Source organism: Mycobacterium sp. 29Ha (genome assembly GCF_032883055.1).
GTDB lineage: Bacteria > Actinomycetota > Actinomycetes > Mycobacteriales > Mycobacteriaceae > Mycobacterium > Mycobacterium gallinarum.
This window is the reverse complement of record NZ_JAMQTI010000014.1, coordinates 136,109-156,971: the sequence shown is the minus strand read 5'-3', so window position 1 is coordinate 156,971 and position 20,863 is coordinate 136,109. Positions and strand designations below refer to the sequence as shown.

The window sequence follows — 20,863 nt, the reverse complement described above, 5'->3', positions numbered from 1 at the left end:
GTGCGCAGTTTCGACGCGACGATGAGCTGATGAAGTCGCAAGACGCGGGTCGCACCGACATCCCCATCCTCGAGGAGACCATCGGGCAGAACTTCGAACGCACCGTCGCGGCCAACCCCGACGGCGATGCGTTGGTCGACATGGCAAGCAGTCGGCGGTGGACGTACACCGAACTCAACGACGACGTGGACCTGATCGCACGCGGCCTGATGGCGCTGGGCATCGAACGCGGTGAGCGCGTCGGCATCTGGGCGCCCAACTGCCCCGAGTGGACGATCGTGCAGTACGCGACCGCGAAGATCGGCGCGATTCTGGTCAACATCAACCCGGCCTACCGCACCCACGAACTGGCCTACGTGTTGCAGCAGTCCGGGATCCGGACGCTGATCTCCGCCACAACGTTCAAGACGTCGGACTACGTGAGCATGGTCGACGAGGTGCGCGCCGAGGCACCCGAGCTGCGGGACGTGTTGTACCTCGGCACCGATGACTGGCGTGCCCTGTTCGACAAAGCGGAGGGCGTCTCCGTCGACGAGTTACGCACCAGAACGGACTCGCTGGACAACACCCAACCGATCAACATCCAATACACCTCGGGCACAACGGGTTTCCCCAAGGGCGCCACGCTCTCGCATCGCAACATCCTCAACAACGGCTACTTCACCACCGAGGTCATCAACTTCGGCCCGAACGACCGGCTGTGCATACCGGTGCCCTTCTATCACTGCTTCGGCATGGTGATGGGCAACCTGGGATGTACGAGCCACGGCGCCACCATGGTGATCCCGGCGCCTGCCTTCGAACCCGCGCTCACCCTGGACGCCATCGAGAAAGAAAGGTGTACAGGCGTTTACGGGGTGCCGACGATGTTCATCGCGATGCTCGGCCAGCCCGACCTGGCGCAGCGCGATCTGTCCTCGCTACGCACGGGCATCATGGCCGGATCGGTCTGCCCGGTCGAGGTCATGAAGCGCTGCGTCAGCGACATGCACATGACCGAGGTCGCGATCGCCTACGGCATGACGGAGACGTCGCCGGTGTCCTGTCAGACGCTCATCGACGACGACCTCGAACGTCGTACCAGTTCGATCGGCCGGGCCCATCCGCACGTCGAGATCAAAATCGTCGACCCCGAAACCTGCGAGGTCGTCGAGCGGGGCCGGCCCGGCGAATTCTGCACGCGCGGTTACTCGGTGATGCTCGGCTATTGGGAGGACGAGGCCAAGACCGGCGAGGCGATCGACGGCGACGGCTGGATGCACACCGGCGACCTCGCCGTCATGCGCGACGACGGCTACTGCAACATCGTCGGCCGCATCAAGGACATGGTGATCCGTGGCGGTGAGAACATCTATCCGCGCGAGATCGAGGAGTTCCTGTACACCCATCCCGATGTCGACGACGCGCAGGTCATCGGTGTGCCCGATGCGAAGTACGGCGAGGAAGTCTGTGCGTGGGTGCGGATGAAGCCGGGCAAGGACCCGCTGGACGCCCAGACTCTGCGGGAATTCGCCGACGGAAAGCTGGCCCACTACAAGATCCCGCGCTACGTACACGTTGTCGACGAGTTCCCCATGACGGTCACCGGCAAGGTGCGCAAAGTCGAGATGCGCGCCGAAACGGTCAAACTTCTCGGTCTCGACTCCACGGAGGGATGAGTTCTGGTCGCCGCCGGAGTCTGCACCTACGTGACGTCCCCATCGATTCTCGCCCGACGGGCGTGCGCGGTGCTGGCAGCCGTGTCAGCCGGCTTGCACGCGGCGATGCTCGGCCACGCGTCCAGCCTGGTCGCGACGGCGCTGCTCGCGGCGATGATCATCACCTGCCTGTATTGCGCACACGATCTGTGGTGTGACGGTACGGCGCGGGCGTGGGTGGTCGTCGCGCTGATGAACCTCGCCATGATCGCCGTGCACCTGCCCGCTCCCGCGCATCAGCACGGCGCCCCACACGTTGCCGCGCCGACGCCGTCGACGCTCATGACGGTGGCGACGCTGCTGGCGTTCACCGAGGTCGTTGCCGCGACCGCGGCGCTGTATGTCGGCAGCCGCGGCCGCATGGGCGCGCTCAGCGGTACACCAGACCGCTGAGCCTGCGGGCCAGCGCCAGCCGAATCGACGGCACCCGCCCGGCCAGGCCGATGACCGCATTGCGGATCGGGCGTGCCGCGCGCGGCAGCGTGGCCAACCGGGTGAGCCGATCCGTCATCGCCACAACGTCTTTGGCGATCGGGCGACGATTATCGCTGTATTCGTCGAGCAGGCTGTCCGGCGCTCCGTCGAGAACGGCGGCGACCGCGTGGGCCAACGCGACGGCGTCCTGAATGCCCAGATTCATGCCCTGCCCGCCGGCGGGACTGTGCACGTGCGCGGCGTCGCCTGCAAGGAGCAGACGGCCCGCGCGGAAGGTGTCGGCGACGCGGTGGTGGACGCGGAACCGCGAACCCCAGATGACGGCGGTGACCTCCAGTCGGTTCGCGCCGACACGGGTGTCGAGGACCTGTTGTACGAACTCTGCGGACGGCGCCTCGGGGGCGTCGGCGACGGGTGCGACGATGCGGTACGTGCCATCCGGAAGGGGAGCCACCACGGTCAGGCCGGCCGTCGCCCAGTACAGAATCACTTGGTCATGTGGCGCGTCGCCCGTCAATTTGACGTCGGCGAGCACGAACGATTCGTCGTACACGCTGCCCTCGAAATCGATCCCCGCCTGCTGGCGCACGATGCTGCGAATGCCGTCCGCGCCGACGACATAGCGCGCGCGAACGACGTCACCGTCCTCGAATGTCGCCGTCACCCCGTCGGGATCCTGATCGATCGCGGTGACGCTCCGCGGCCGCTGCACGGATCCGCCGAGTTCTTCGAGGCGTTCGAGCAGCAGCCGTTCGGTGGTCGACTGCGGCACCATCAGCGAGTACGGATATTCGGTCGGCAACCCGCTGAAGTCGATCGGGATCAGCGTGCGGCCCCGGTCGCGGATCGTGAACCGCGGCGCCTCGACGCCTTCCTTGACCAGCCGTCTGGACACGTCCAGGTCTTCCAGCACCTCGAGCGTGCGGGCGTTCACCACGGCGGCGCGGGAGGTGTTGGCTCCCGCCGCCTGCTGGTCGACGACCGTGGTCGTGACTCCGCGTGCGACCAGTGAGGCGGCCAGGGCCAAACCCGTCGGACCTGCGCCGATAACCAGAACGTCGGTGTCATACATTGCCGTCTCCTTCTCTCGAACTGCCTATGCCAACACTTGTTGGCATAACTATCGTCCGAGTCGTGACCAATGTCAACACCTGTTGGCATACACTTGTTGGCATGCGTAGATCTTCGGAGGAGACCAAGGCCGTGATCCTGGCGGCAGCCAGGGAGCAGTTCGCCAAAGCCGGGTTCGAGCGGGCGACCATCAGGGCCATCGCCGCGGACGCGAACATCGACCCGTCGATGGTGATGCGCTACTTCGGCAGCAAGGACCAGCTGTTCGCCGCGGCGGCCGACTTCGACCTGGAGCTACCCGACCTCTCGGATATCGACCGTGACCGGTTGGGCGCAGCCCTGGTCGACCACTTCATGAAACGGTGGGAACGCGACGAGGTGCTCATCGTGCTGCTGCGGGCCAGCGCTACCAATGCCGAAGCAGCGCAACGGATGCGGGCGATGTTCGCGACTCAACTGTTGCCGGTGATCACGAAGATCAACCCCGCCGAACCGGAACGTCGCGCCGCGTTGATCGCCACGCAGACGCTCGGTCTGGCCCTGTGCAGGTACGTCCTGCAGTTGCCGCCGATCGTCACGATGCCGCACGACGAGGCGGTGGCGTGGCTGGGACCCACCGTTCAGCGCTATCTGGACGCGCCCTGATAATTGGCGGTGATGTGGACACCGACGCTCGTCCTGATCGCCACAACGACCCTTGTCGCCTGCGTTCTGCTCGGCGGCGGCCTCTATGAAACCGTCGTCGTCGACCCCGCCTGGCCGAAGCGACCCGGCATCATCCAGGCGCAGAACGGCGGCATCTCGCGGCGCCGATTCTGGATTCCGGTGCACACCCTCTTCGAGGTGCTGCTGATCGTCGCGCTGATCGCCTCCTGGGGTGACGCCGCCGTACGGCTTGCGCTGCTGGTGGCGTTGGTCAGTCACGCCGTGATGCGGGTGTGGTCGTTGGTCGACTTCGTGCCAAGGGCGGTGGAGTTCGAGAAGGCGGATCCCGCAGGTATCGATGAAGCGGCCGCGGTGGCCTGGACCCGACGCAGCCTCATGCGGCTGCCGCTGGATCTCGTCACGTGCGTGGCGTTGCTCGTCGCCCTGGTCGTCGCCTGAAAAGGGTCAGGCCTCGATCTCGCCCGCGATCTTGCGCTCGATGGCGGCGCGGGTGACGGCCGGAAGCACGATCAGCCCGTCGAGTTCCTTCTTGGCGCGCGCGTAGGCGGCCCTGCGCTCCTCGTTGGTGGCGCCGCCGTCCGACGCCAGCCGCAGTAGATGCTGTGCACGCTCGAGACGCTCTTGTGCTTCGGCGGAGAAATCGCTGCGGCGTCGGCGGATCGCCTCGGCCTCCGCCACATCGAACGCGGCGACGTATTCGTGCACCGCGTCGCGGTACTCCAGCTGCGCATCGCGGTCGTCGAGGATGTCCTCGACGCTGTCGGGTCGCAGTAGATCGGCACGGCTGCGAGCCTTGTGGAACGCAATGGTCAGTGGGTCGCGCATATCCGTCATCAGCGGAAAGTCCAGCAGCTTGGCGACGTCGATCTCGTATTCGAGCCAGCGGGCGTCGGTGTTGTCGTGGCGGGTCAGCACTTTCGTCATCTCGCGACGATTGGCGGCTTCGTTGGTGCGGGCCCGACCCGACGCCTCCGCGAGCGCGACCTTGGTCTGCTGTTTGATGCGGTAGCGCTCGAGCCGTCGCTGCGCGCGACGCTCATTGGCGGCCTGGACGGCCTTCAACCCACCACCGATGACCCCACTGAGCGGAAAGATCAGCCACCAGAAGTTTCCGGCGAAATGCAGGAGAGCTTCCACCTATCCCAGAATGCCACGGCCGAGGTCTCACGCGTCCCGGCCGAACGTGGGTTACCCGCACAAGAAACTGCACTTTGGCGTGCGGGTAACCCACGTTCGTCGGCGCTACAGGCCGATCTGGCGATAGCGTGCGAGCCTGACGTTGAGCCGTTCCGCGTCGGGCATCGAGCGCAACCCGTGCAGTTCGTTGGCGATGGTGTCCGACAGCCGGCGCGTGAAGGCCAGTGGCTCATCGGCCGCATCGGGCGACTCGGGCACGATCGCGTCGACGATACCGCTGCGCAACAGGTCGGCTGAGCGGATACCTTGTGCCGCAGCAAGTTCCGGAGCGTGCTCGGTGTCGCGGAAGACGATGGCGCTCGCGCCCTCCGGTGGTAGCGGGGCGAGCCAGCCATGCAATGCGGCCAGTACCCGGTCCGCGGGCACCATCGCCAGCGCGGGCCCCCCGCTGCCCTGGCCGAGCAGGATCGACACCGTCGGAGTGTCCAGCGTGACGAGATCGGCCAGACAGCGCGCGATTTCGCCGGCCAGGCCGTCCTGTTCGGCCTCGACCGTGAGCGCCGGTCCGGCCGTGTCTATGACGAGCACCAGCGGCAACTTGAGTCCCGCGGCCAGTGCCATGCCGCGTCGCGCCTCACGCAGCGCCGCCGGGCCGACCATCCCGCCCAGCACCCGCTGCTGGCCGAGCACGACAGCCGGTTGACCGCCGAACCTGGCCAACGCCAGCAGTGTGGTGCCATCCTCGCCGCGGCCGGTGCCCGACAACAAGACCCGGTCGGATGTGCCGTGCCGCAACAGGTATCCCACGCCGGGGCGGTCCGGCCGACGCGAGGCCACCACCGAATCCCACGCGGGCACGTCGGGTATCGGTACGGACGCCGGCGGTGGCGGTGGCGGCTCGGGCGCATCGGCAAGGACCTTCAACGTGCGGTCGAGCGTTGAGCGCACCGCCTCCAGCGGCACGACGCCGTCGATCACGGCATGGCGCTCCAGGTTCTCCGCGGTCTGCACACCCGAAGGGAAGGCTTCACCGTAAAGGTGCTCGTACACCCTCGGGCCGAGGAAACCGATCAGCGCGCCCGGTTCGGCCGCGGTCACATGGCCGAGTGACCCCCACGAGGCGAACACCCCACCGGTTGTCGGATGACGCAGGTACACCAGATAGGGCAGATGCGCCCGCTTGTGCAGTTCGACGGCCGCCGTGATCTTGACCATCTCCAGGAACGCCACCGTGCCCTCCTGCATGCGGGTGCCACCTGAACTCGGTGACGCGACCAGCGGCAGGCGCTCGGCCGTCGCGCGGGCCACCGCACGGGTGATCCGCTCCGCCGCGGCCACCCCGATCGAACCCGCCAGGAAATCGAACTCGCAGGCCACCAGGGCCACCCGTCGCCCGAACACGGTGCCCTCGCCCGTCAGCACCGACTCGTCGAGGCCGGTCTTGGCGGCCGCGGCAGCCAGTTCGCGCTGATACTCCTCACTGCCGCCCACGTCGAGCGGTGGGCTGTCCCAGCTGCGGAACGAGTCCGCGTCCAGCACGGCATCGCGCAGTTCAAGGGCACTGATGCGGCTCACACCCAGAGGCTATATAGGGTGGCGCCATGATTGGTGTGACCCGCGACGGCGATGTGATGACGCTGGAAATGCAGCGCGCCGACCGCCGCAACGCGCTCAACGGCGCACTCGTAGACGGTTTGCGTGATGCGGTGGAGAAGGCCGCGAGCGAGAACGTCCGCGCCATCGTGCTCACCGGCCAGGGCCATGTGTTCAGCTCGGGGGCGGATCTGTCGGACGCTGCGGGTGTCGCCGAGGAGCTCCCCGAGAAGGCCAAGGCCCTCAACATCGCGATCGACAGGGCCCCCGTGCCGGTCATCGGCGCCATCAACGGCCCCGCGATCGGCGCAGGCGTCATCCTCTCGATGATCTGCGATCTACGGGTCGTTGCACCCGAGGCGTACTTCCAGTTCCCCGTCGCGAAATACGGCCTGGCGCTGGATAACTGGAGCATCCGGCGGCTCACGTCGCTGGTCGGAGCCGGCCGTGCGAGGGGCATGCTGCTCGGCGCCGAACGGCTGACCGCCGAGGCCGCGCTGCACACGGGCATGGCCAACCGCATCGGCACGCTGGCGGACGCGCAGGCCTGGGCCGCCGAGCTCGCCGGCTACGCGCCGCTGGCCCTGCAGCACGCCAAACGCGTGCTCAACGACGACGGCGCATACGAGGACCCGTGGCCTGAGCACACGGATCTGTTCGACCGGGCGTGGGCCAGCCAGGACGTCATCGAGGCTCAGGTGGCGCGCATCGAGAAGCGGCCGCCGAGGTTCCAGGGGGCCTGATGATCGGGGCGACGCTGCGCATCGGCTTTGGTACGGCTTCGTTGCTGGCCGGGGGATGGGCATTGCGCGCGCTGCACGGTACGCCGTCGGCCCTCGGCGCGTCCCCGGGGGAGATCGACGGTGTCGCCAAGCGGTCCCCGAACTACCAGGACGGCGTCTTCGTCAACATCGAGGCGGCCAGCCCGGTCGAGTTGACTCGTCAGGAGCAGTTCCTGCTGGTCCGTGAGGTCATCGGCGGCAGTTCGAACCAACAGCCGTCCTCGGCTGTCCCGTTGGTCACACCCGACCCGAGTGTGGCGGTCGGAGATCTCGCGGTCACCTGGTACGGCCACTCGTCGGCCGTCATCGAGGTCGACGGCTACCGCGTGCTGGCAGATCCCGTGTGGAGCGACCGCTGCTCGCCGTCGAGGACAATCGGTCCGCGGCGGCTGCACCCGGTGCCGGCCCCGCTGGAGGCGCTGCCCGCCATCGACGCGGTCATCATCAGCCATGACCACTACGACCACCTCGACATCGACACCGTCAAACAGCTGGCGCGCACCCAGCGAGCCAAGTTCTTCGTCCCGCTCGGCATCGGCGCCCATCTGCGGTCCTGGCACATCCCGGCCGACCGGATCGTCGAACTCGACTGGAACGAGAGTGCCCGCCTCGACGACCTGACCCTGGTGTGCACCCCTGCGCGGCATTTCTCCGGCCGGTTCCTCACTCGCAACACGACGCTGTGGTCGTCATGGGCGTTGATCGGGCCCAGCCACCGCGCGTTCTTCGGCGGTGACACCGGATATTCGAAGAGTTTCGGCGACATCGGCGTCGAGCACGGACCGTTCGACCTGACCCTGATGCCGGTGGGCGCCTATCACCCTGGCTGGCCAGATATCCACATGAACCCCGAGGAAGCGGTTCGCGCGCACCGCGACGTCACCGACGCGGGGTTGCTGGTCCCGATCCACTGGGCGACGTTTCGGCTCGCGCCGCATCCGTGGTCTGAGCCGGTGCAGCGACTGGTCAAGGCGGCCGAAGCCGACAACGCCCTGATCGCGGTGCCGAAGCCGGGGCAGCGGGTCCAGCCCGACGCGGCCTTGGCGAACGACCCGTGGTGGCTCCTCTAGCCATTTCGACGGGATACGGTGCACGCATGAACGCACTGGCCAGGCTGGCCGTCGTGGGGTTGATCGCCCTGCTACCGGGCTGTACCGCGGACAAGCCTGCCGAACCGGCGCCGCCGTCCACGCCGACCCAGGCGGACATACCGCCGCCGCTGGTGCCCGCGATGCCCTTGCCCGAGAACGCCGTCGACAAGGCCATCGCCAAACTCGACGGCATCGCCGAGGAACTGATGCGTAAATCCGGGATTCCCGGCATGGCCGTCGCCGTCGTGTACCGGGGGGAAACCGTGTACGCGAAAGGTTTCGGCGTCAAAGACGTCCGAGCCGGCGATGACGAGAAGAACCGCGTCGACACCGACACGGTGTTTCAACTGGCGTCGCTGTCAAAGCCGCTGTCCTCGACGGTGGTCGCCCACCAGGTCGGTGTGAACGCGATCGGCTGGGACACCCCCGTCGTGTCGAAGCTGCCGTGGTTCGCCCTGTCGGACCCGGTCGTCACGCAGATGGTCACCGTGGGCGACATGCTCTCGCACCGCTCCGGACTGCCCGACCATGCCGGCGACATGCTCGAGGACATCGGCTACGACCGCCGCTACATCATGGACCGGCTGCGCGACCAACCGCTCGATCCGTTCCGAATCTCCTACGCCTACACGAACTACGGCTACACCACGGGCGCCGAGGCGGTCGCGGCGAGTGCCGGCAAGCCGTGGGATGTGCTGGCCGACGACGTGCTGTTCGACCCACTCGGTATGCCGTCGACGAGCTACCGGTTCGCCGACTACGAGTCCCGCGCCGACCGCGCCCTCGGACATATCCACGTCGACGGCCAGTACCAGCCGCTCTATGTCCGTGACGCGGATCCACAGGCGCCCGCGGGCGGTGCGAGTTCCTCCGTCAACGACATGACCCGGTGGCTCGCGATGGTGCTCGCGAACGGAAAGCACGGCGACAAGCAGATCGTCGAGGCCGACGCGCTGTTGCCCGCGCTCACCCCTCAGATCGTGTCGAGCCCCGCGTCGGAACCCGCGATGCGGTCCGGCTTCTATGGATTCGGATTCAATGTGGGGACGACGTCGGCATCGCGGACCGAACTGAGCCACTCGGGTGCGTTCGAACTCGGCGCCGGAACGAATTTCGCGATCCTGCCGTCGGCCGATGTGGCGATCGTCGCGCTGACCAACGCCACGCCCTCGGGCGTACCCGAAACGCTGACAGCCCAATTCGCCGATCTCGTTCAGTTCGGCGAGGTGCGTGAGGACTGGTACGGCCTCTACAGCGGGGTCTTCGCCCAGATGGAGGAACCCGTGGGGTTGCTCGTCGGCAAGCCGCGGCCGTCAAGTCCGGCGCCGGCCGCGCCGCTGGCCACCTACGTTGGCACCTACGCCAACGACTACTGGGGTCCGGCGCGGGTCACCGAGCAGGACGGCCAACTGATGCTGGCGCTCGGCACGAAGCTGAACGTGCCACTGCAACATTGGGACGGCAACGTCTTCACGTTCACGTTCGTCACCGAAAATGCGCCGCCGGGAACAATTTCCAAGGCGACATTCGACGGCGACAAGCTGATGCTGGAGTACTACGACGAGCTCGGCAAGGGGACGTTCGTACGATGAGCGCTCGTGCGAAGGGAATCGAGTACGGATGACCACCGTTCCCATCACAGCCAGCGGGCTCACCGACGCCGAAGTCGCACAGCGTGTTTCCGAAGGCAAGACCAACGACGTGCCGACCCGCGCGGCCCGCAGTGTCTCCGAGATCGTGCGGGCCAATGTGTTCACCCGTATCAACGCGATTCTCGGCGTGCTGCTTGTCATCGTGCTCTCCACCGGTTCGGTGATCAATGGCGCTTTTGGGCTGCTCATCATCGCCAACAGCGCGATCGGGATCATCCAGGAACTGCGGGCCAAGCAGACGCTGGACAAGCTGGCCATCGTCGGCCAGGCAAAACCCTTGGTGCGCAGGCAAACCGGAACGAAAGCGGTACTTCCCGCCGAGGTCGTGCTCGATGACATCATCGAGCTCGGCCCGGGCGACCAGATCGTCGTCGACGGTGAGATCGTCGAGGAGTCCAACCTCGAGGTCGACGAGTCTCTGCTCACCGGTGAGGCCGACCCGATCGCCAAGGACGCCGGCGACCACGTGATGTCGGGCAGCTTCGTCGTCGCGGGCAGCGGCGCATACCGGGCCACCAAGGTCGGGAAGGAAGCCTACGCGGCTAAACTCGCCGAGGAGGCGAGCAAGTTCACGTTGGTGAATTCCGAACTTCGCAGCGGTATCAACAAGATCCTGCAGTTCATCACCTACCTGTTGATCCCCGCGGGCGTGCTGATCATCTACACCCAGCTGTTCACCACCGAGTCGGGTTGGCGGGAGTCGGTGTTGCGGATGGTGGGCGCATTGGTGCCGATGGTGCCCGAGGGTTTGGTGCTGATGACGTCGATCGCGTTCGCCGTCGGCGTCGTCCGACTCGGCCGCAGGCAGTGCCTGGTCAACGAATTGCCCGCAATCGAGGGGTTGGCCCGCGTCGACGTCGTATGTGCCGACAAGACCGGCACTCTGACCGAAAACGGTATGCGGGTCTCGGATCTCAAGGTACTCGACGAATGCGCGGTCGCCGACATCCTGGCGCAGCTCGCCGCCGACGACGCGCGGCCGAACGCCAGCATGGCGGCGATCGCCGAGGCCTACAAGATGCCGCCCGGGTGGCAGGCGTCGGCGACCGCACCGTTCAAGTCCGCCACCAAGTGGAGTGGGGCGTCGTACACCGACCACGGCAACTGGGTGATCGGCGCACCCGACGTGCTGCTCGAACCGGGTTCTGACATCGCCCAGGAAGCCGAGCAGATCGGCGCCAAGGGGTTACGGGTGTTGCTGTTGGGCTCCTGCGAGATGGCCGTCGATGACGCGGAGGCGCCGGGCCGCGTCACGCCGGCCGCGCTGGTGGTCCTCGAACAGCGTGTGCGGCCCGATGCCCGCGAAACCCTGGATTACTTTGCGGAGCAAAAGGTTTCGATCAAGGTCATCTCGGGTGACAACGCGGTGTCGGTCGGGGCGGTCGCCGGCTCGCTTGGCCTCGAAGGCGAGACCATGGACGCCCGCCAGCTGCCCGACGAGCCCGATCAGCTGGCCGACACCCTGGAGGAATACACCACGTTCGGCCGGGTGCGACCCGATCAGAAGCGCGCCATGGTGCACGCGCTGCAGTCCCGCGGGCACACGGTGGCGATGACCGGCGACGGTGTGAACGACGTGCTGGCCCTCAAGGACGCCGACATCGGTGTGGCGATGGGATCGGGTAGCTCGGCCTCACGCGCGGTGGCTCAGATCGTGTTGCTGGACAACAAGTTCGCGACGCTGCCGTACGTGGTCGGCGAGGGCCGCCGGGTGATCGGCAACATCGAACGGGTCTCGAACCTGTTTCTGACCAAAACCGTGTACTCGGTGCTGCTGGCGATACTCGTCGGCCTCGCCGGGTTGTCATCCAAGATCTTCGGTACCGATCCGTTGTTGTTTCCCTTCCAGCCGATTCACGTCACGATCGCGGCGTGGTTCACCATCGGCATCCCGGCGTTCATCCTGTCGCTGGCGCCCAACAACGAACGGGCGCACACCGGATTCGTGCGACGGGTCATGACGGCGGCACTCCCGTCGGGCATGGTGGTCGGTATCGCGACGTTCACGTCGTACCTGGTGGCTTATCAGGGGCGTGAAGCGACTGCGGTGGAGCAGACGCAGGCGTCGACGGCCGCCCTGATCACGCTGTTGGTGTCGGGAGTGTGGGTGCTCGCGGTGGTGGCGCGGCCGTATGAGTGGTGGCGGGTCGCGTTGGTCGTGGTGTCCGGGCTGGCGTACGTGGTGATCTTCTCGATACCGCTGGCGCGAAAGGCGTTCATGCTCGACGCGTCGAACATCAAGATCACGACTGTGGCGCTGATCATCGGCCTCGTCGGAGCCGCGGCGATCGAGGTCATCTGGTGGGTTCAGGGAGCCGTTTTGGGGGAACGTCGCAGCTTGTGGCGCTCGGAGTAGGGTGGGCCGCATGGCATTCCTCGACAAGCTCAAGACAGTGCTGGCCAAGAACGCCGACAAGGTCGACACCGCGATCGACAAGGCCGGTGACCTCGTAGACAAGAAGACGCAGGGTAAGTACGCCCAACACGTCAACAAGGTGCAGGACGCCGCCAAGAAGGCGGTGGACACCAACGCCAACCAAACCGGCCAGGTGCCTCCGACGCAGCAATCAGGCCAGGTGCCGCCACCTCAGCCGCCGCCCGGGACCCCGCCGCAGCAGCAGCCCCCGACGGCCCCACCCACCTCCTAGCGCGTATGGCCAAACTCTCCGTCTCCGTCGACGTTCCCCTTCCGCCGGAGAAGGCGTGGGAGTGCGCGTCTGATCTGTCCCGTTACAAAGAATGGCTCAGTATTCACCGGGTTTGGCGCAGCAAGCTGCCCGAAACCTTGGAGAAGGGCACGGTCCTCGAGTCGATCGTGGAAGTCAAGGGCATGCCCAACCGGATCGAGTGGACCATCGTGCACTTCAAACCGCCGGAGGCGATGACGCTCAATGGCGACGGCCGCGGTGGCGTGAAGGTCAAACTCCTGGGCAAGGTGCGGCCCTCTGCACAGGATCCGGAGGGGTCGACGGTCACGTTCGACATCCACCTCGGCGGGCCGGCGTTGTTCGGTCCGATCGGTATGGTCGTCGCGAGTTCGCTGAAGAGTGACATTCGAGAGTCGTTGAACCGCTTCAAATCTGTGTTCGCTCCGGGCTGATTCAGTGACGAGTGGCCACCTGTCCGACGCAAATCGCCGCCGGGCGTAGGTTGATTGGCCACTCGGCACAATCAGCGGTGGAGCTGGCGGCGCACCAGCTTGGCGAACTCGACGGTCGAGCGGCGCACCGATTCGTACTCCAGCGACACCAGCAGGGTGTCGACCATCGCGAACGGCAGCGTCGTGGCCACCGCTCCGCGGCCGTACTCGATATGCCACGAGCCGGGATGGATGGTCATGCCACGGGCTTCACCCCTCGCCATGTGCGCGTGTTCACCCGGCACCAACGTGTTGGCAGTGAGGTCGTCCGATTCCACGTCGTACCAGTCGATTTGGCCGGCGATCAGGAACTTGTGCACGTCGACGTGCTTGTAGCGACCCGAAAAGCCTTGGGTGCCAGTCGGTGAGCCGAAGATGACGATGTACTCACGCGGGCTGAAGTAGAGGAACCGGACCTTGCCGAGGATCCCGCCGGCCTTGCTGCCCACCCAGCGTCCCGGCGTGGCATCGATGAGGTCTGGGTATTCGTCGGCGAGCGCCTCGATGGCCCGGGTGATCAACTCACCGCTCTCCAGCGGCAGGCCGACGACCTGCTTGGCCACCCTGCCCAGCACGTCGGGATCGATCTTGTAGGACATCAGGCGAACTCTATCTTCAGGCTGGTCGGTCCGCTGAGACCGAGCAGAGGTTTCCACGGCACCGATTCGGTGCGCCGTGGGGCGGGGATGCGCGTGGTGAGTATCTTCAGCGCCTCCGCGAGTTCCAACCGTGCCAGGTTGGCGCCCAGGCAGTAGTGGACGCCGCCACCGAAGGTCAGGATCGGTGGCGGTTCGTCGCGGGTGATGTCGAAGCGAGCCGGATCGTCATAGATCGCGCTATCGCGGTTGGCGGCATAGGTATTCACGATGATGAAGGTGTCCGCCGGAAAGGTGTAGTCGCCGATGGTGACGTCCTCGGCGACGCTGCGCACCGTGCTGCACATCGACGGTGAATGACGCATCGTCTCCTCGACGGCCCGCATCGCCAGCTCCGGCTGCTCTCTCAGCAGCGACCACTGCTCGGGGTGATCGCAGAACACCTGCATCGACGCGGCGAGCTGGCTGCGCGTGGTATCGGTGCCGGCTACCAGAATGCTGAACGCCAGCATGCGCAACTCCCCGGTGTCCAACCGGTCACCCGCATCCTCGATGCGGATGAGGTCGGACAGCAGATCGTCGGTCAAGTTCTGCCGCCTGTCGGCGACCATGTCGTCGATGTAGTCGTCGAACTCGCCCCACGCCTTGAGGACGACGGGTTCCTCCTCGAGGAGATTGCAGTCGAAGCTGACGATCTTGAAGATGTCGTCGGCCCATCGCGAAAACTGCCGCCAGTCCTCCCGCGGAGCGCCCAGCAGCGCGCAGATGACCGGAATGGGGTAGGGCCGTGCGATATCCGCGACGAACTCGCAACCGCCCGAGTCGGCAACCTGGTCGATGAGCTCGTTCACGACGGCGTGAATGGTGTCGTGCATTCGGGCCGTCGCCCTTGGCGTGAAGGCCCGCGACACCAGGCTCCGCAGTCGACGGTGTTCGTCGCCCTCCATGTTGAGGATGCTGCGGGTCACCCTGTCCCACAACGGTCCTGACGTGATGCCGTGGGCGGACAGGTGGATGCCCTTCGGGACGACGAACCGCGGATCGCGAAGCACGGTGCGGGCCAGCTCATACGAGATCACCTCGGGACCGATCGGCCCTAGCGCGATTGGCGCGAGCTGCTGTGCGGCCCGAAACTGCGGGTAGATCTCCTGCGGCGTGTCGGTGACGTCGTAGGACAGGATCGGGAGGCCGGCGTCGAAAACGCTCACGGAATGTTGGTGTCCAACAATGTCAACGGCAGGCCCAACACCGACAGGTCGATCTCCTCGAGGTGCGTGCCGTCGCCCTCCAGTTTCTGACGAAAGCGGATCGTCGACGCGTACCGCTCGGCGACGGCCTCGGCCTCCGAGGCGCCGGGGACCTGCAGCACGACGGTGTAGATGCCATCACCCTTGCTGTCGAGAAACGCCTGGACCGATGCCGCCACATCCGCCGTCGCGCCCGCAGTGGGGCTGATGAGCTCGATGCCCCGATCCCAGTCCAGGCTGACGGTGACCCCGAGTTCGGCGAGTTCGGCCGGTTGCAGACGGAAGCCGAGGTCGGTGAACATCTGCGCGACGGTCTCGTGGCGCTCTGGCGCGACGGCGAAGACGACGTGATGGAGCCGCGGTGCGGTCATTTGCGAACCAGGCCTCGCGGCCGGATCAGGCCCAGGTCGAAATGGTGCACCCACCCGGGCTGCGCATCGCAGACGTCGGGAATCGCGTTGATGGCACCCATCGCGGTCCAGTCGTAGCCCGGATGATGCATCGTGCCGTCGGGTTGGTCGACGCCCTGGAGGATGAGTTCGGTCGGCGGGTCGCCCTGGATCTCGATGCGGTAGCGCGTTTTCCCGAATTCCCAGGCCGGCTCGAGCTTGTCCGGAGTGGTTGTGGTGTAGAGGGCCTCGAAGACGATGAGCGGACTGCCGCCCACCCAGGCCGTCCACTCGTGGCGTTGGGCCGCGACGGTGCCCCGCGGTATCGCACCCAACGGATGGGGGATGTCCTCGGTGGCCACAGCCGCTGCCACATCCGCGGCGGTCACCTTGTCGATAGACACACCGAGGCCGTCGGCGATCATGTACATCGATTGCGCGAAGAACGGAAGGCCAAGCCCGAGAATCGTTGGCTCAGAGAGGAATTTGTCCCTGTCCTTGCCGAACCCCATCCAGTCGATGTGGTCGAGTGGCGCATCGGTGAGAACGTTGACCACCTCCTCGACGCGGATCTGGTCGATCCTGTTCATCACTCGGGCCAGCGTTACCGGCAGGATGTCGCCCGCGTATCCGGGGTGGATACCGCCGCCGTGAAACGACGTTCCGCCGTCGGCACACGCAGCACGAATCTTCTCGCCGTCCGCGGCGAAGTCGGGTGACGGGTAGAAGAAGCCGCTTGTGGTGACGACGTTCTTGCCGGAACGCAGGAGCCTGCACACGGTGTCGGTGTCCATGATGATCGGCGTGTAAAAGACACAGTCGGCATCCATGGTGATGACCGCCTCGATGTCATCGGTCGCGATGACACCTGTCGGCGGGATGCCTGCGATCTCACCCGCGTCCTTGCCGACCTTTTCCTTGTCGTGCACGAGGACGGCGACGAGGTCGAACGTGGGGTTGTCGGAGAAGTGCCGGACCCCGACCTGCCCGACGTCGCCGGTCATCCATTGAATGACTCGATAGGTCTTCTCAGACATTCACGACACCTCGCGGTAGGAGCAGCGGCAGATCGTTGTAGGTCGCGATGCCGGGGTCCGCCGCGACGACGGCGGGGATCGCGGTGATCGCCGGGACGGCGGTGATGGTGAGTCCGAGCAGGATGTATTCCTCGATGGTCTCGGCCACGAAGTCGGGCGGCGGCTCGAAGGCTAGGGTGGTCTTGATCGTCGGCCGCCCCTCGACCGTGATCTTGTAGCCGAATCCCATCTCCCACACAGGATCCAATGCTTGACCCTTGGTCCACACCGCCCGTGCTTCGACGACGTCCCGGTCACCGACGTAGCCCTTCCAGCTCACGTCGATTCCCGCCACGCAGCCCTTGGCGATGACCCAGTCGCCGGGAAGGCTGACGTCCTCCGTGGCCTGCGCGTATTTGGCCTCGCAACGGATGTCGTCGAGTTCGACCCCCAGGGCGTCGGCGACGAGCATGACCGCTTCACGGAATATCGAAGACCCTTCCTCGGTCACCGCATGCAGATCCGGGTAGTCAATCGGGTATCCGAATCCCATGATCTTCTCGGTCTCCGGAGAGTTGTAGATCGTGGTGTCGAAGGATTCCTCGATGTACACCCGATCGATCCGATCCGACAGTCCTGCCGAAACGATCGCGAAGAGCTGGATGAAGCCGGGGTTCAGTCCGCTGCCGAAGATCGTCGACTTGCCGGCCTCACATGCCTTCGCAACACGATCACGCCCGTCGCCGAGCCGGTGTCCGGTGATGAACTCCGTCGTAGTGACCACGTTGATCCCCGCCTCGAGAATGCGGACAAGGTGGTCGACGTCGGCGAACATCTGGTTGTAGACAACGCAATCCGGCTTCAGCGCGATCAAGGCGTGGACATCGTCGGTGGCCAGCACACCAAGGGGTTGGATGCCGCATAGTTCACCGACGTCTTTGCCGACCTTGTCCGGTGACCATGCGTAGCACCCGACCAACTCGAGTTGCGAGTTCTCGACGATGGCGTGCACCGACTTCACTCCGATGTTGCCGGTCGTCCACTGGACGATTCGGAACGTCATATCGACTTCTCGCCGGGCGTGAAATTCACTGGGATAGCACGGAAACCTCGGGTAACGGAGTTGCCGTGGAACACCGCATCCCGGTCGGACGCGAGGCGATAGTCAGGCATCCGTGACAGCACCTGCTCGACCCCGATCTGGAATTCCAGGCGAGCCAGATTGGAGCCGAGGCACCGATGGACGCCTGCGCCGAATCCCAGGTGGCGATTCGACTTGCGATCGAGGATGCACCGGTCTGGGTCGGGAAACTGTTCCGCATCGCGATTCGCGGAGGCGTAGTTGACGATGACGGATTCACCGGGGCAGAAGGTGTGGCCACTCAGTTCGACTTCCCGGGTGACGGTGCGCGGGATGCCGTGGATCGACCCTGAGAAGCGAAGGAACTCCTCGATGGCACGCGGCCGCAGCTCGGGGTCCTCGATGAGGCGGTCGCGCTCCTCGGGATGGGTAGCAAGATAGTGGAAGGCGAACGACATCGCGCTTGCCGTGGTTTCGAGACCTGCCTGCACCAAGAGCATTGCGTTGCCGACGATGTCGCCGAACTGCAGCTTTTCGCCGTCGATCTCGGCGTTGAGAAGGACGTCGATCATGTCGTCCTTCGGGGGTTGGGTGGTCCGTGCGGTGATCGCGTCGTGGAGGTGCTGGTACAGCCCGCCCCACGCGGCCCCGCGCGCTTCCTCGGTGTCGCCGTTCAACCCGGCGTCGGTCAGGTCGATACACAGCGGTACGTCGTCGGTGGGCAATCCGAACAGGTACTTGAAGAACACGATCCCAGGCTGGCGCCACGCAACCTGGGCGAGGTCTCCGCGACCCTCGTCGATGAAATCGTCTATCAGATGGTCGGTTTCGTCGCGGATCTGGGGTGTGAGCGCCTTCATCCGCGCCGGTGAGAAGTACGGGTTGAGCACCTTGCGGAACTGCTGCTGCCGAGGCGGATCGAGCGTGATCACGAGATCGCCGGCGAGCCGCTCGGAAGCCTCGGGCGTCGGATTGGACGAGAAATGCTCCCAGTCCTGCAGAATCTTGTAGCAGTCCTCGTAGCGGACCGCCACCCACGCGCCGCCGGGCGTCGCGCTCAGAAACGGCGTATCGGTATGCGCAAAGGGTGAGTTGCGACGCATCACTTCGTAGACGTCGTAGAGGAAGTCGTTGTCCTGGAAATCCTCGTGTCGAAGGTCCCAGTTGTCCGCGTGCTCCTCGAGCGATTTGGTCACGGTGCGCCTTGCTGTTCAGCGGCCTGCCGCGCCTCACGCTCTTCATGTATCCGCACCAGTTCGCGGAACCCGATCCGGTTGTACTTCGGGACCGGTTGGATCCCCCACTCGTCCTGTGCGGTGTCCTTGCCTTCGGCTCCCTCCGGCGGACCAAGCGGCGGGTACGGAACCTTGCATTCCAGCGCGTCATCGGAATACCGCACCTTCAGCAGCTCGCTACAAATCTCGGTGAGACTCAGCGTCGGATAGCCGTAGTAGACGGCCATGAACGGTAGCGTGAAGGCGCCCTCGATGACGAGCGCGACGAGGCATACCAGGACCGCTCGCTTGATCCACTTGTGCATCCGCGCGTAGTACGGCGTGGTGCCAGGTGGCAGGTCTTCGGTCTTCTGTTCCGTTTCGGCTTCCGGTGTTTGAGAAGTTGAAGTCACAGCTGTGCTCCCTCGAATCAGGTTCAGTCGGAGAAGATTTCGCGATTGACCGTGTGCAGATACGGGATCGCGAGGAATGGGGTGATGTAGAAGATGTCGTAGAGCCACCAGCCGATGACCGGGAAGACCACACCGGCAAACCGCACGTCGGCGTACATGGTCATGTTGAACACGTAGAGACACCAGATGAGCACGCCCATCCAGCAGGTGACGATCATCCACTGGTGGCCCCAGCGCTTCATCTGCAGGAACCCGATCGCCGCCGCGCACCGCATCGCGAAGACAGTGACGATCATCCCGAACACCATGGACTTCTCGCCCGGTCCGGCCGCGCCACCGACCCAGAATTCGTTGTAGTGCCAGAAGTATCCGGCGTCGAACATCGCACCCCAGCCGACCATCAGCACGCGGTTGATCAGCGTGTGGTTGGCGACGAGATCCAATGCCCACCCGAGGCTGTTGAGCATGCCGTCGATCAGCACCAGGTATCCGATCAGGGTGACGATCATCGGCCGCATCGACAGACCGGCGCGCGCTGCCTGGCGCTGCAGCCAGACCCCACGCAGGAAGATCGGCAGGCCGAAGATCCCCGGTGCCCACATGCCCATCAGGCCGGCGCCGACGATCATCCATTTGTCGGCCCGGCGTTGCGCCAGCCGCGACGCCTCGTCGTGCTCCTCGAGGCTTACCGTGCCGCCCGACCGGACGTCGAGGCTCACAACTCCCACCACCCCCGGGCGAAGGACATGTACAGCTGGATCCCGAACATCGTCAGCAGGTAGCCGTAGATGACGATCTGCAAGATGATGAGTGCCCTCTTGCGCTTGCGTTCCTTCTGATCCACGTCAGTTGACTCCTTCCATGAGGCTGGCCGCCGCGACTTCGCGTAGACCTTCGGTGATGGCCCCGTCGCTCGAGAGCGGCGCGAGAATGCAGGCCTCGGCCGCCTCCAATTCAGTTGCGCCCGCCGCGATCAGGTGCGCTGCGGTGACGAGCACTCGGGTGGACGGGGGTTCGAAGTGGAATGCTTCGTCCGCGGTCCTGATCGCCGTTGCACATTGCACAAGACGCTGGGCCGACCCCAATGCGATACCGGCCTCGGTGACGATCACCTCGGCCTCGCGATCCGGCGGGAGATAGCGCATCGGGAGGGTGACGAAGCGCTGCCGGAACGACGGCTTGAGTTCCTTCAACGAACTGCGGTACGCGGGGTTGTAGGAGCACACGAGCATGAACGCTTCGGGCGCCTGGACTACCTCGCCCGCCCGGTCCAGGTAAAGAGCCCGACGATGGTCGGTCAGCGAGTGCAGGATCGCGAGCGAATCGTGGCGGGCCTCTACGACCTCGTCGAGATAGCAGATGGCTCCGGCCTTTACGGCTCTGGTGAGCGGACCGTCCGTCCAGACGACGTCACCGCCGGTGACCATGAACCGTCCGACCAGATCCGAGCTCGTCAGGTCGTCGTGGCAGCTGATCGTGACGACGGGCCGCCGTAGGAGCAGCCCCATGTGCTCGACCAGACGTGTCTTACCGCACCCGGTGGGCCCGGTGAGCATCACCGGTAATCGCTGGCGGTACGCCTGTTCGAACAGCTGAACTTCGTTGCCGTTGGAGTAATACTGCTGAGACATGTGCGATCCGCTG

Annotated in this window: 23 protein-coding genes; 10 read left to right on the top strand and 13 right to left on the bottom strand. The window is 65.4% G+C overall.

Annotated elements, in window-relative coordinates; genetic code table 11:
• Positions 1-29 precede the first annotated feature (29 nt).
• Together M1248_RS19435 and M1248_RS19430 are read left to right on the top strand one after the other, a co-directional pair.
• On the top strand, positions 30-1,658 hold the full coding sequence (locus tag M1248_RS19435) for an AMP-binding protein (protein ID WP_317149427.1): 1,629 nt from the start codon (positions 30-32) through the stop codon (positions 1,656-1,658).
• Between the two features lie 30 nt (positions 1,659-1,688).
• Positions 1,689-2,090 carry a hypothetical protein gene (locus M1248_RS19430; protein WP_317149426.1) on the top strand — a complete coding sequence of 134 codons (402 nt, stop codon included), beginning with the start codon at positions 1,689-1,691 and terminating at the stop codon, positions 2,088-2,090.
• Here the strand turns inward: M1248_RS19430 and M1248_RS19425 are convergent.
• Positions 2,068-3,204, bottom strand: a complete 1,137-nt coding sequence (locus M1248_RS19425; RefSeq protein WP_317149425.1) for an FAD-dependent oxidoreductase — start codon at positions 3,202-3,204, stop codon at positions 2,068-2,070. The genes M1248_RS19430 and M1248_RS19425 overlap by 23 nt on opposite strands.
• Positions 3,205-3,305: 101 nt before the next feature.
• Here M1248_RS19425 and M1248_RS19420 point away from each other — a divergent pair, with 101 nt between their 5' ends.
• Together M1248_RS19420 and M1248_RS19415 are read left to right on the top strand one after the other, a co-directional pair.
• Positions 3,306-3,848, top strand: coding sequence for a TetR/AcrR family transcriptional regulator (locus M1248_RS19420; RefSeq protein ID WP_317149424.1), 543 nt, complete (start codon positions 3,306-3,308; stop codon positions 3,846-3,848).
• Between the two features lie 12 nt (positions 3,849-3,860).
• Positions 3,861-4,307 carry a hypothetical protein gene (locus M1248_RS19415; protein WP_317149423.1) on the top strand — a complete coding sequence of 149 codons (447 nt, stop codon included), beginning with the start codon at positions 3,861-3,863 and terminating at the stop codon, positions 4,305-4,307.
• A 6-nt stretch (positions 4,308-4,313) separates the two neighbouring features.
• On the opposite strand, the gene M1248_RS19410 is transcribed toward M1248_RS19415, so the two are convergent.
• Both M1248_RS19410 and M1248_RS19405 read right to left on the bottom strand, forming a co-directional pair.
• Positions 4,314-5,006: a hypothetical protein gene (locus tag M1248_RS19410; RefSeq protein WP_317149422.1), complete on the bottom strand. Its 693-nt coding sequence runs from the start codon at positions 5,004-5,006 to the stop codon at positions 4,314-4,316.
• A gap of 105 nt (positions 5,007-5,111) precedes the next feature.
• A complete protein-coding gene (locus tag M1248_RS19405) occupies positions 5,112-6,581 on the bottom strand; it encodes a carboxyl transferase domain-containing protein (protein WP_317149421.1) in 1,470 nt (489 codons plus the stop codon).
• 26 nt (positions 6,582-6,607) lie between these two features.
• Between M1248_RS19405 and M1248_RS19400 the strand changes: the two genes are divergently transcribed.
• Genes M1248_RS19400 through M1248_RS19375 form a run of 6 tightly spaced genes read left to right on the top strand, consistent with a single transcriptional unit; the run spans position 6,608 to position 13,224 of the window.
• Complete coding sequence (locus tag M1248_RS19400; protein ID WP_317149420.1) at positions 6,608-7,342, top strand: enoyl-CoA hydratase; 735 nt, start codon at positions 6,608-6,610, stop codon at positions 7,340-7,342.
• On the top strand, positions 7,342-8,451 hold the full coding sequence (locus M1248_RS19395; protein WP_317149419.1) for an MBL fold metallo-hydrolase: 1,110 nt from the start codon (positions 7,342-7,344) through the stop codon (positions 8,449-8,451). The genes M1248_RS19400 and M1248_RS19395 overlap by 1 nt, the downstream gene beginning before the upstream one ends.
• 26 nt (positions 8,452-8,477) lie before the next feature.
• Entirely contained in the window at positions 8,478-10,064 is a 1,587-nt protein-coding gene (locus M1248_RS19390) for a serine hydrolase (protein WP_163730735.1), read from the top strand.
• A 28-nt stretch (positions 10,065-10,092) separates the two neighbouring features.
• Positions 10,093-12,480, top strand: a complete 2,388-nt coding sequence (locus M1248_RS19385; RefSeq protein WP_317149418.1) for a cation-translocating P-type ATPase — start codon at positions 10,093-10,095, stop codon at positions 12,478-12,480.
• A gap of 10 nt (positions 12,481-12,490) precedes the next feature.
• On the top strand, positions 12,491-12,772 hold the full coding sequence (locus M1248_RS19380; protein WP_163730733.1) for an antitoxin: 282 nt from the start codon (positions 12,491-12,493) through the stop codon (positions 12,770-12,772).
• A 5-nt stretch (positions 12,773-12,777) separates the two neighbouring features.
• A complete protein-coding gene (locus tag M1248_RS19375) occupies positions 12,778-13,224 on the top strand; it encodes an SRPBCC family protein (RefSeq protein ID WP_317149417.1) in 447 nt (148 codons plus the stop codon).
• 71 nt (positions 13,225-13,295) lie between these two features.
• On the opposite strand, the gene M1248_RS19370 is transcribed toward M1248_RS19375, so the two are convergent.
• The 10 genes from M1248_RS19370 to M1248_RS19325 are packed head-to-tail and all read right to left on the bottom strand — an operon-like array spanning position 13,296 to position 20,850.
• On the bottom strand, positions 13,296-13,862 hold the full coding sequence (locus tag M1248_RS19370) for an isomerase (protein WP_317149416.1): 567 nt from the start codon (positions 13,860-13,862) through the stop codon (positions 13,296-13,298).
• On the bottom strand, positions 13,862-15,067 hold the full coding sequence (locus tag M1248_RS19365) for a cytochrome P450 (protein WP_317149415.1): 1,206 nt from the start codon (positions 15,065-15,067) through the stop codon (positions 13,862-13,864). The genes M1248_RS19370 and M1248_RS19365 overlap by 1 nt, the downstream gene beginning before the upstream one ends.
• Positions 15,064-15,477, bottom strand: a complete 414-nt coding sequence (locus M1248_RS19360; RefSeq protein WP_163730729.1) for a hypothetical protein — start codon at positions 15,475-15,477, stop codon at positions 15,064-15,066. The genes M1248_RS19365 and M1248_RS19360 overlap by 4 nt, the downstream gene beginning before the upstream one ends.
• The gene (locus M1248_RS19355; protein WP_163730728.1) at positions 15,474-16,532 is read right to left on the bottom strand and encodes a dihydrodipicolinate reductase; all 1,059 of its coding nucleotides are present in this window, start codon (positions 16,530-16,532) and stop codon (positions 15,474-15,476) included. Before M1248_RS19355 ends, M1248_RS19360 begins: the two co-directional genes overlap by 4 nt.
• On the bottom strand, positions 16,525-17,574 hold the full coding sequence (locus tag M1248_RS19350; protein WP_317149414.1) for a dihydrodipicolinate reductase: 1,050 nt from the start codon (positions 17,572-17,574) through the stop codon (positions 16,525-16,527). Before M1248_RS19350 ends, M1248_RS19355 begins: the two co-directional genes overlap by 8 nt.
• The gene (locus M1248_RS19345) at positions 17,571-18,788 is read right to left on the bottom strand and encodes a cytochrome P450 (RefSeq protein WP_163730726.1); all 1,218 of its coding nucleotides are present in this window, start codon (positions 18,786-18,788) and stop codon (positions 17,571-17,573) included. Before M1248_RS19345 ends, M1248_RS19350 begins: the two co-directional genes overlap by 4 nt.
• Complete coding sequence (locus M1248_RS19340) at positions 18,785-19,219, bottom strand: hypothetical protein (RefSeq protein WP_163730725.1); 435 nt, start codon at positions 19,217-19,219, stop codon at positions 18,785-18,787. Before M1248_RS19340 ends, M1248_RS19345 begins: the two co-directional genes overlap by 4 nt.
• Before the next feature lie 23 nt (positions 19,220-19,242).
• The gene (locus tag M1248_RS19335) at positions 19,243-19,938 is read right to left on the bottom strand and encodes a hypothetical protein (protein ID WP_317149413.1); all 696 of its coding nucleotides are present in this window, start codon (positions 19,936-19,938) and stop codon (positions 19,243-19,245) included.
• Entirely contained in the window at positions 19,935-20,063 is a 129-nt protein-coding gene (locus tag M1248_RS19330; RefSeq protein ID WP_286201645.1) for a hypothetical protein, read from the bottom strand. Before M1248_RS19330 ends, M1248_RS19335 begins: the two co-directional genes overlap by 4 nt.
• A gap of 1 nt (position 20,064) precedes the next feature.
• Positions 20,065-20,850, bottom strand: coding sequence for a CbbQ/NirQ/NorQ/GpvN family protein (locus M1248_RS19325; protein WP_163737709.1), 786 nt, complete (start codon positions 20,848-20,850; stop codon positions 20,065-20,067).
• Positions 20,851-20,863 lie beyond the last annotated feature (13 nt).

What these genes read in the sequence shown, in the direction of transcription:
- M1248_RS19435 (WP_317149427.1), top strand. Translation starts at nt 30, where the DNA reads ATGAAGTCGCAAGACGCGGGTCGCACCGACATCCCCATCCTCGAGGAG.
- M1248_RS19425 (WP_317149425.1), bottom strand. Translation starts at nt 3,204, where the DNA reads ATGTATGACACCGACGTTCTGGTTATCGGCGCAGGTCCGACGGGTTTG.
- M1248_RS19420 (WP_317149424.1), top strand. Translation starts at nt 3,306, where the DNA reads ATGCGTAGATCTTCGGAGGAGACCAAGGCCGTGATCCTGGCGGCAGCC.
- M1248_RS19415 (WP_317149423.1), top strand. Translation starts at nt 3,861, where the DNA reads ATGTGGACACCGACGCTCGTCCTGATCGCCACAACGACCCTTGTCGCC.
- M1248_RS19400 (WP_317149420.1), top strand. Translation starts at nt 6,608, where the DNA reads ATGATTGGTGTGACCCGCGACGGCGATGTGATGACGCTGGAAATGCAG.
- M1248_RS19395 (WP_317149419.1), top strand. Translation starts at nt 7,342, where the DNA reads ATGATCGGGGCGACGCTGCGCATCGGCTTTGGTACGGCTTCGTTGCTG.
- M1248_RS19390 (WP_163730735.1), top strand. Translation starts at nt 8,478, where the DNA reads ATGAACGCACTGGCCAGGCTGGCCGTCGTGGGGTTGATCGCCCTGCTA.
- M1248_RS19385 (WP_317149418.1), top strand. Translation starts at nt 10,093, where the DNA reads ATGACCACCGTTCCCATCACAGCCAGCGGGCTCACCGACGCCGAAGTC.
- M1248_RS19380 (WP_163730733.1), top strand. Translation starts at nt 12,491, where the DNA reads ATGGCATTCCTCGACAAGCTCAAGACAGTGCTGGCCAAGAACGCCGAC.
- M1248_RS19375 (WP_317149417.1), top strand. Translation starts at nt 12,778, where the DNA reads ATGGCCAAACTCTCCGTCTCCGTCGACGTTCCCCTTCCGCCGGAGAAG.
- M1248_RS19370 (WP_317149416.1), bottom strand. Translation starts at nt 13,862, where the DNA reads ATGTCCTACAAGATCGATCCCGACGTGCTGGGCAGGGTGGCCAAGCAG.
- M1248_RS19360 (WP_163730729.1), bottom strand. Translation starts at nt 15,477, where the DNA reads ATGACCGCACCGCGGCTCCATCACGTCGTCTTCGCCGTCGCGCCAGAG.
- M1248_RS19355 (WP_163730728.1), bottom strand. Translation starts at nt 16,532, where the DNA reads ATGTCTGAGAAGACCTATCGAGTCATTCAATGGATGACCGGCGACGTC.
- M1248_RS19350 (WP_317149414.1), bottom strand. Translation starts at nt 17,574, where the DNA reads ATGACGTTCCGAATCGTCCAGTGGACGACCGGCAACATCGGAGTGAAG.
- M1248_RS19325 (WP_163737709.1), bottom strand. Translation starts at nt 20,850, where the DNA reads ATGTCTCAGCAGTATTACTCCAACGGCAACGAAGTTCAGCTGTTCGAA.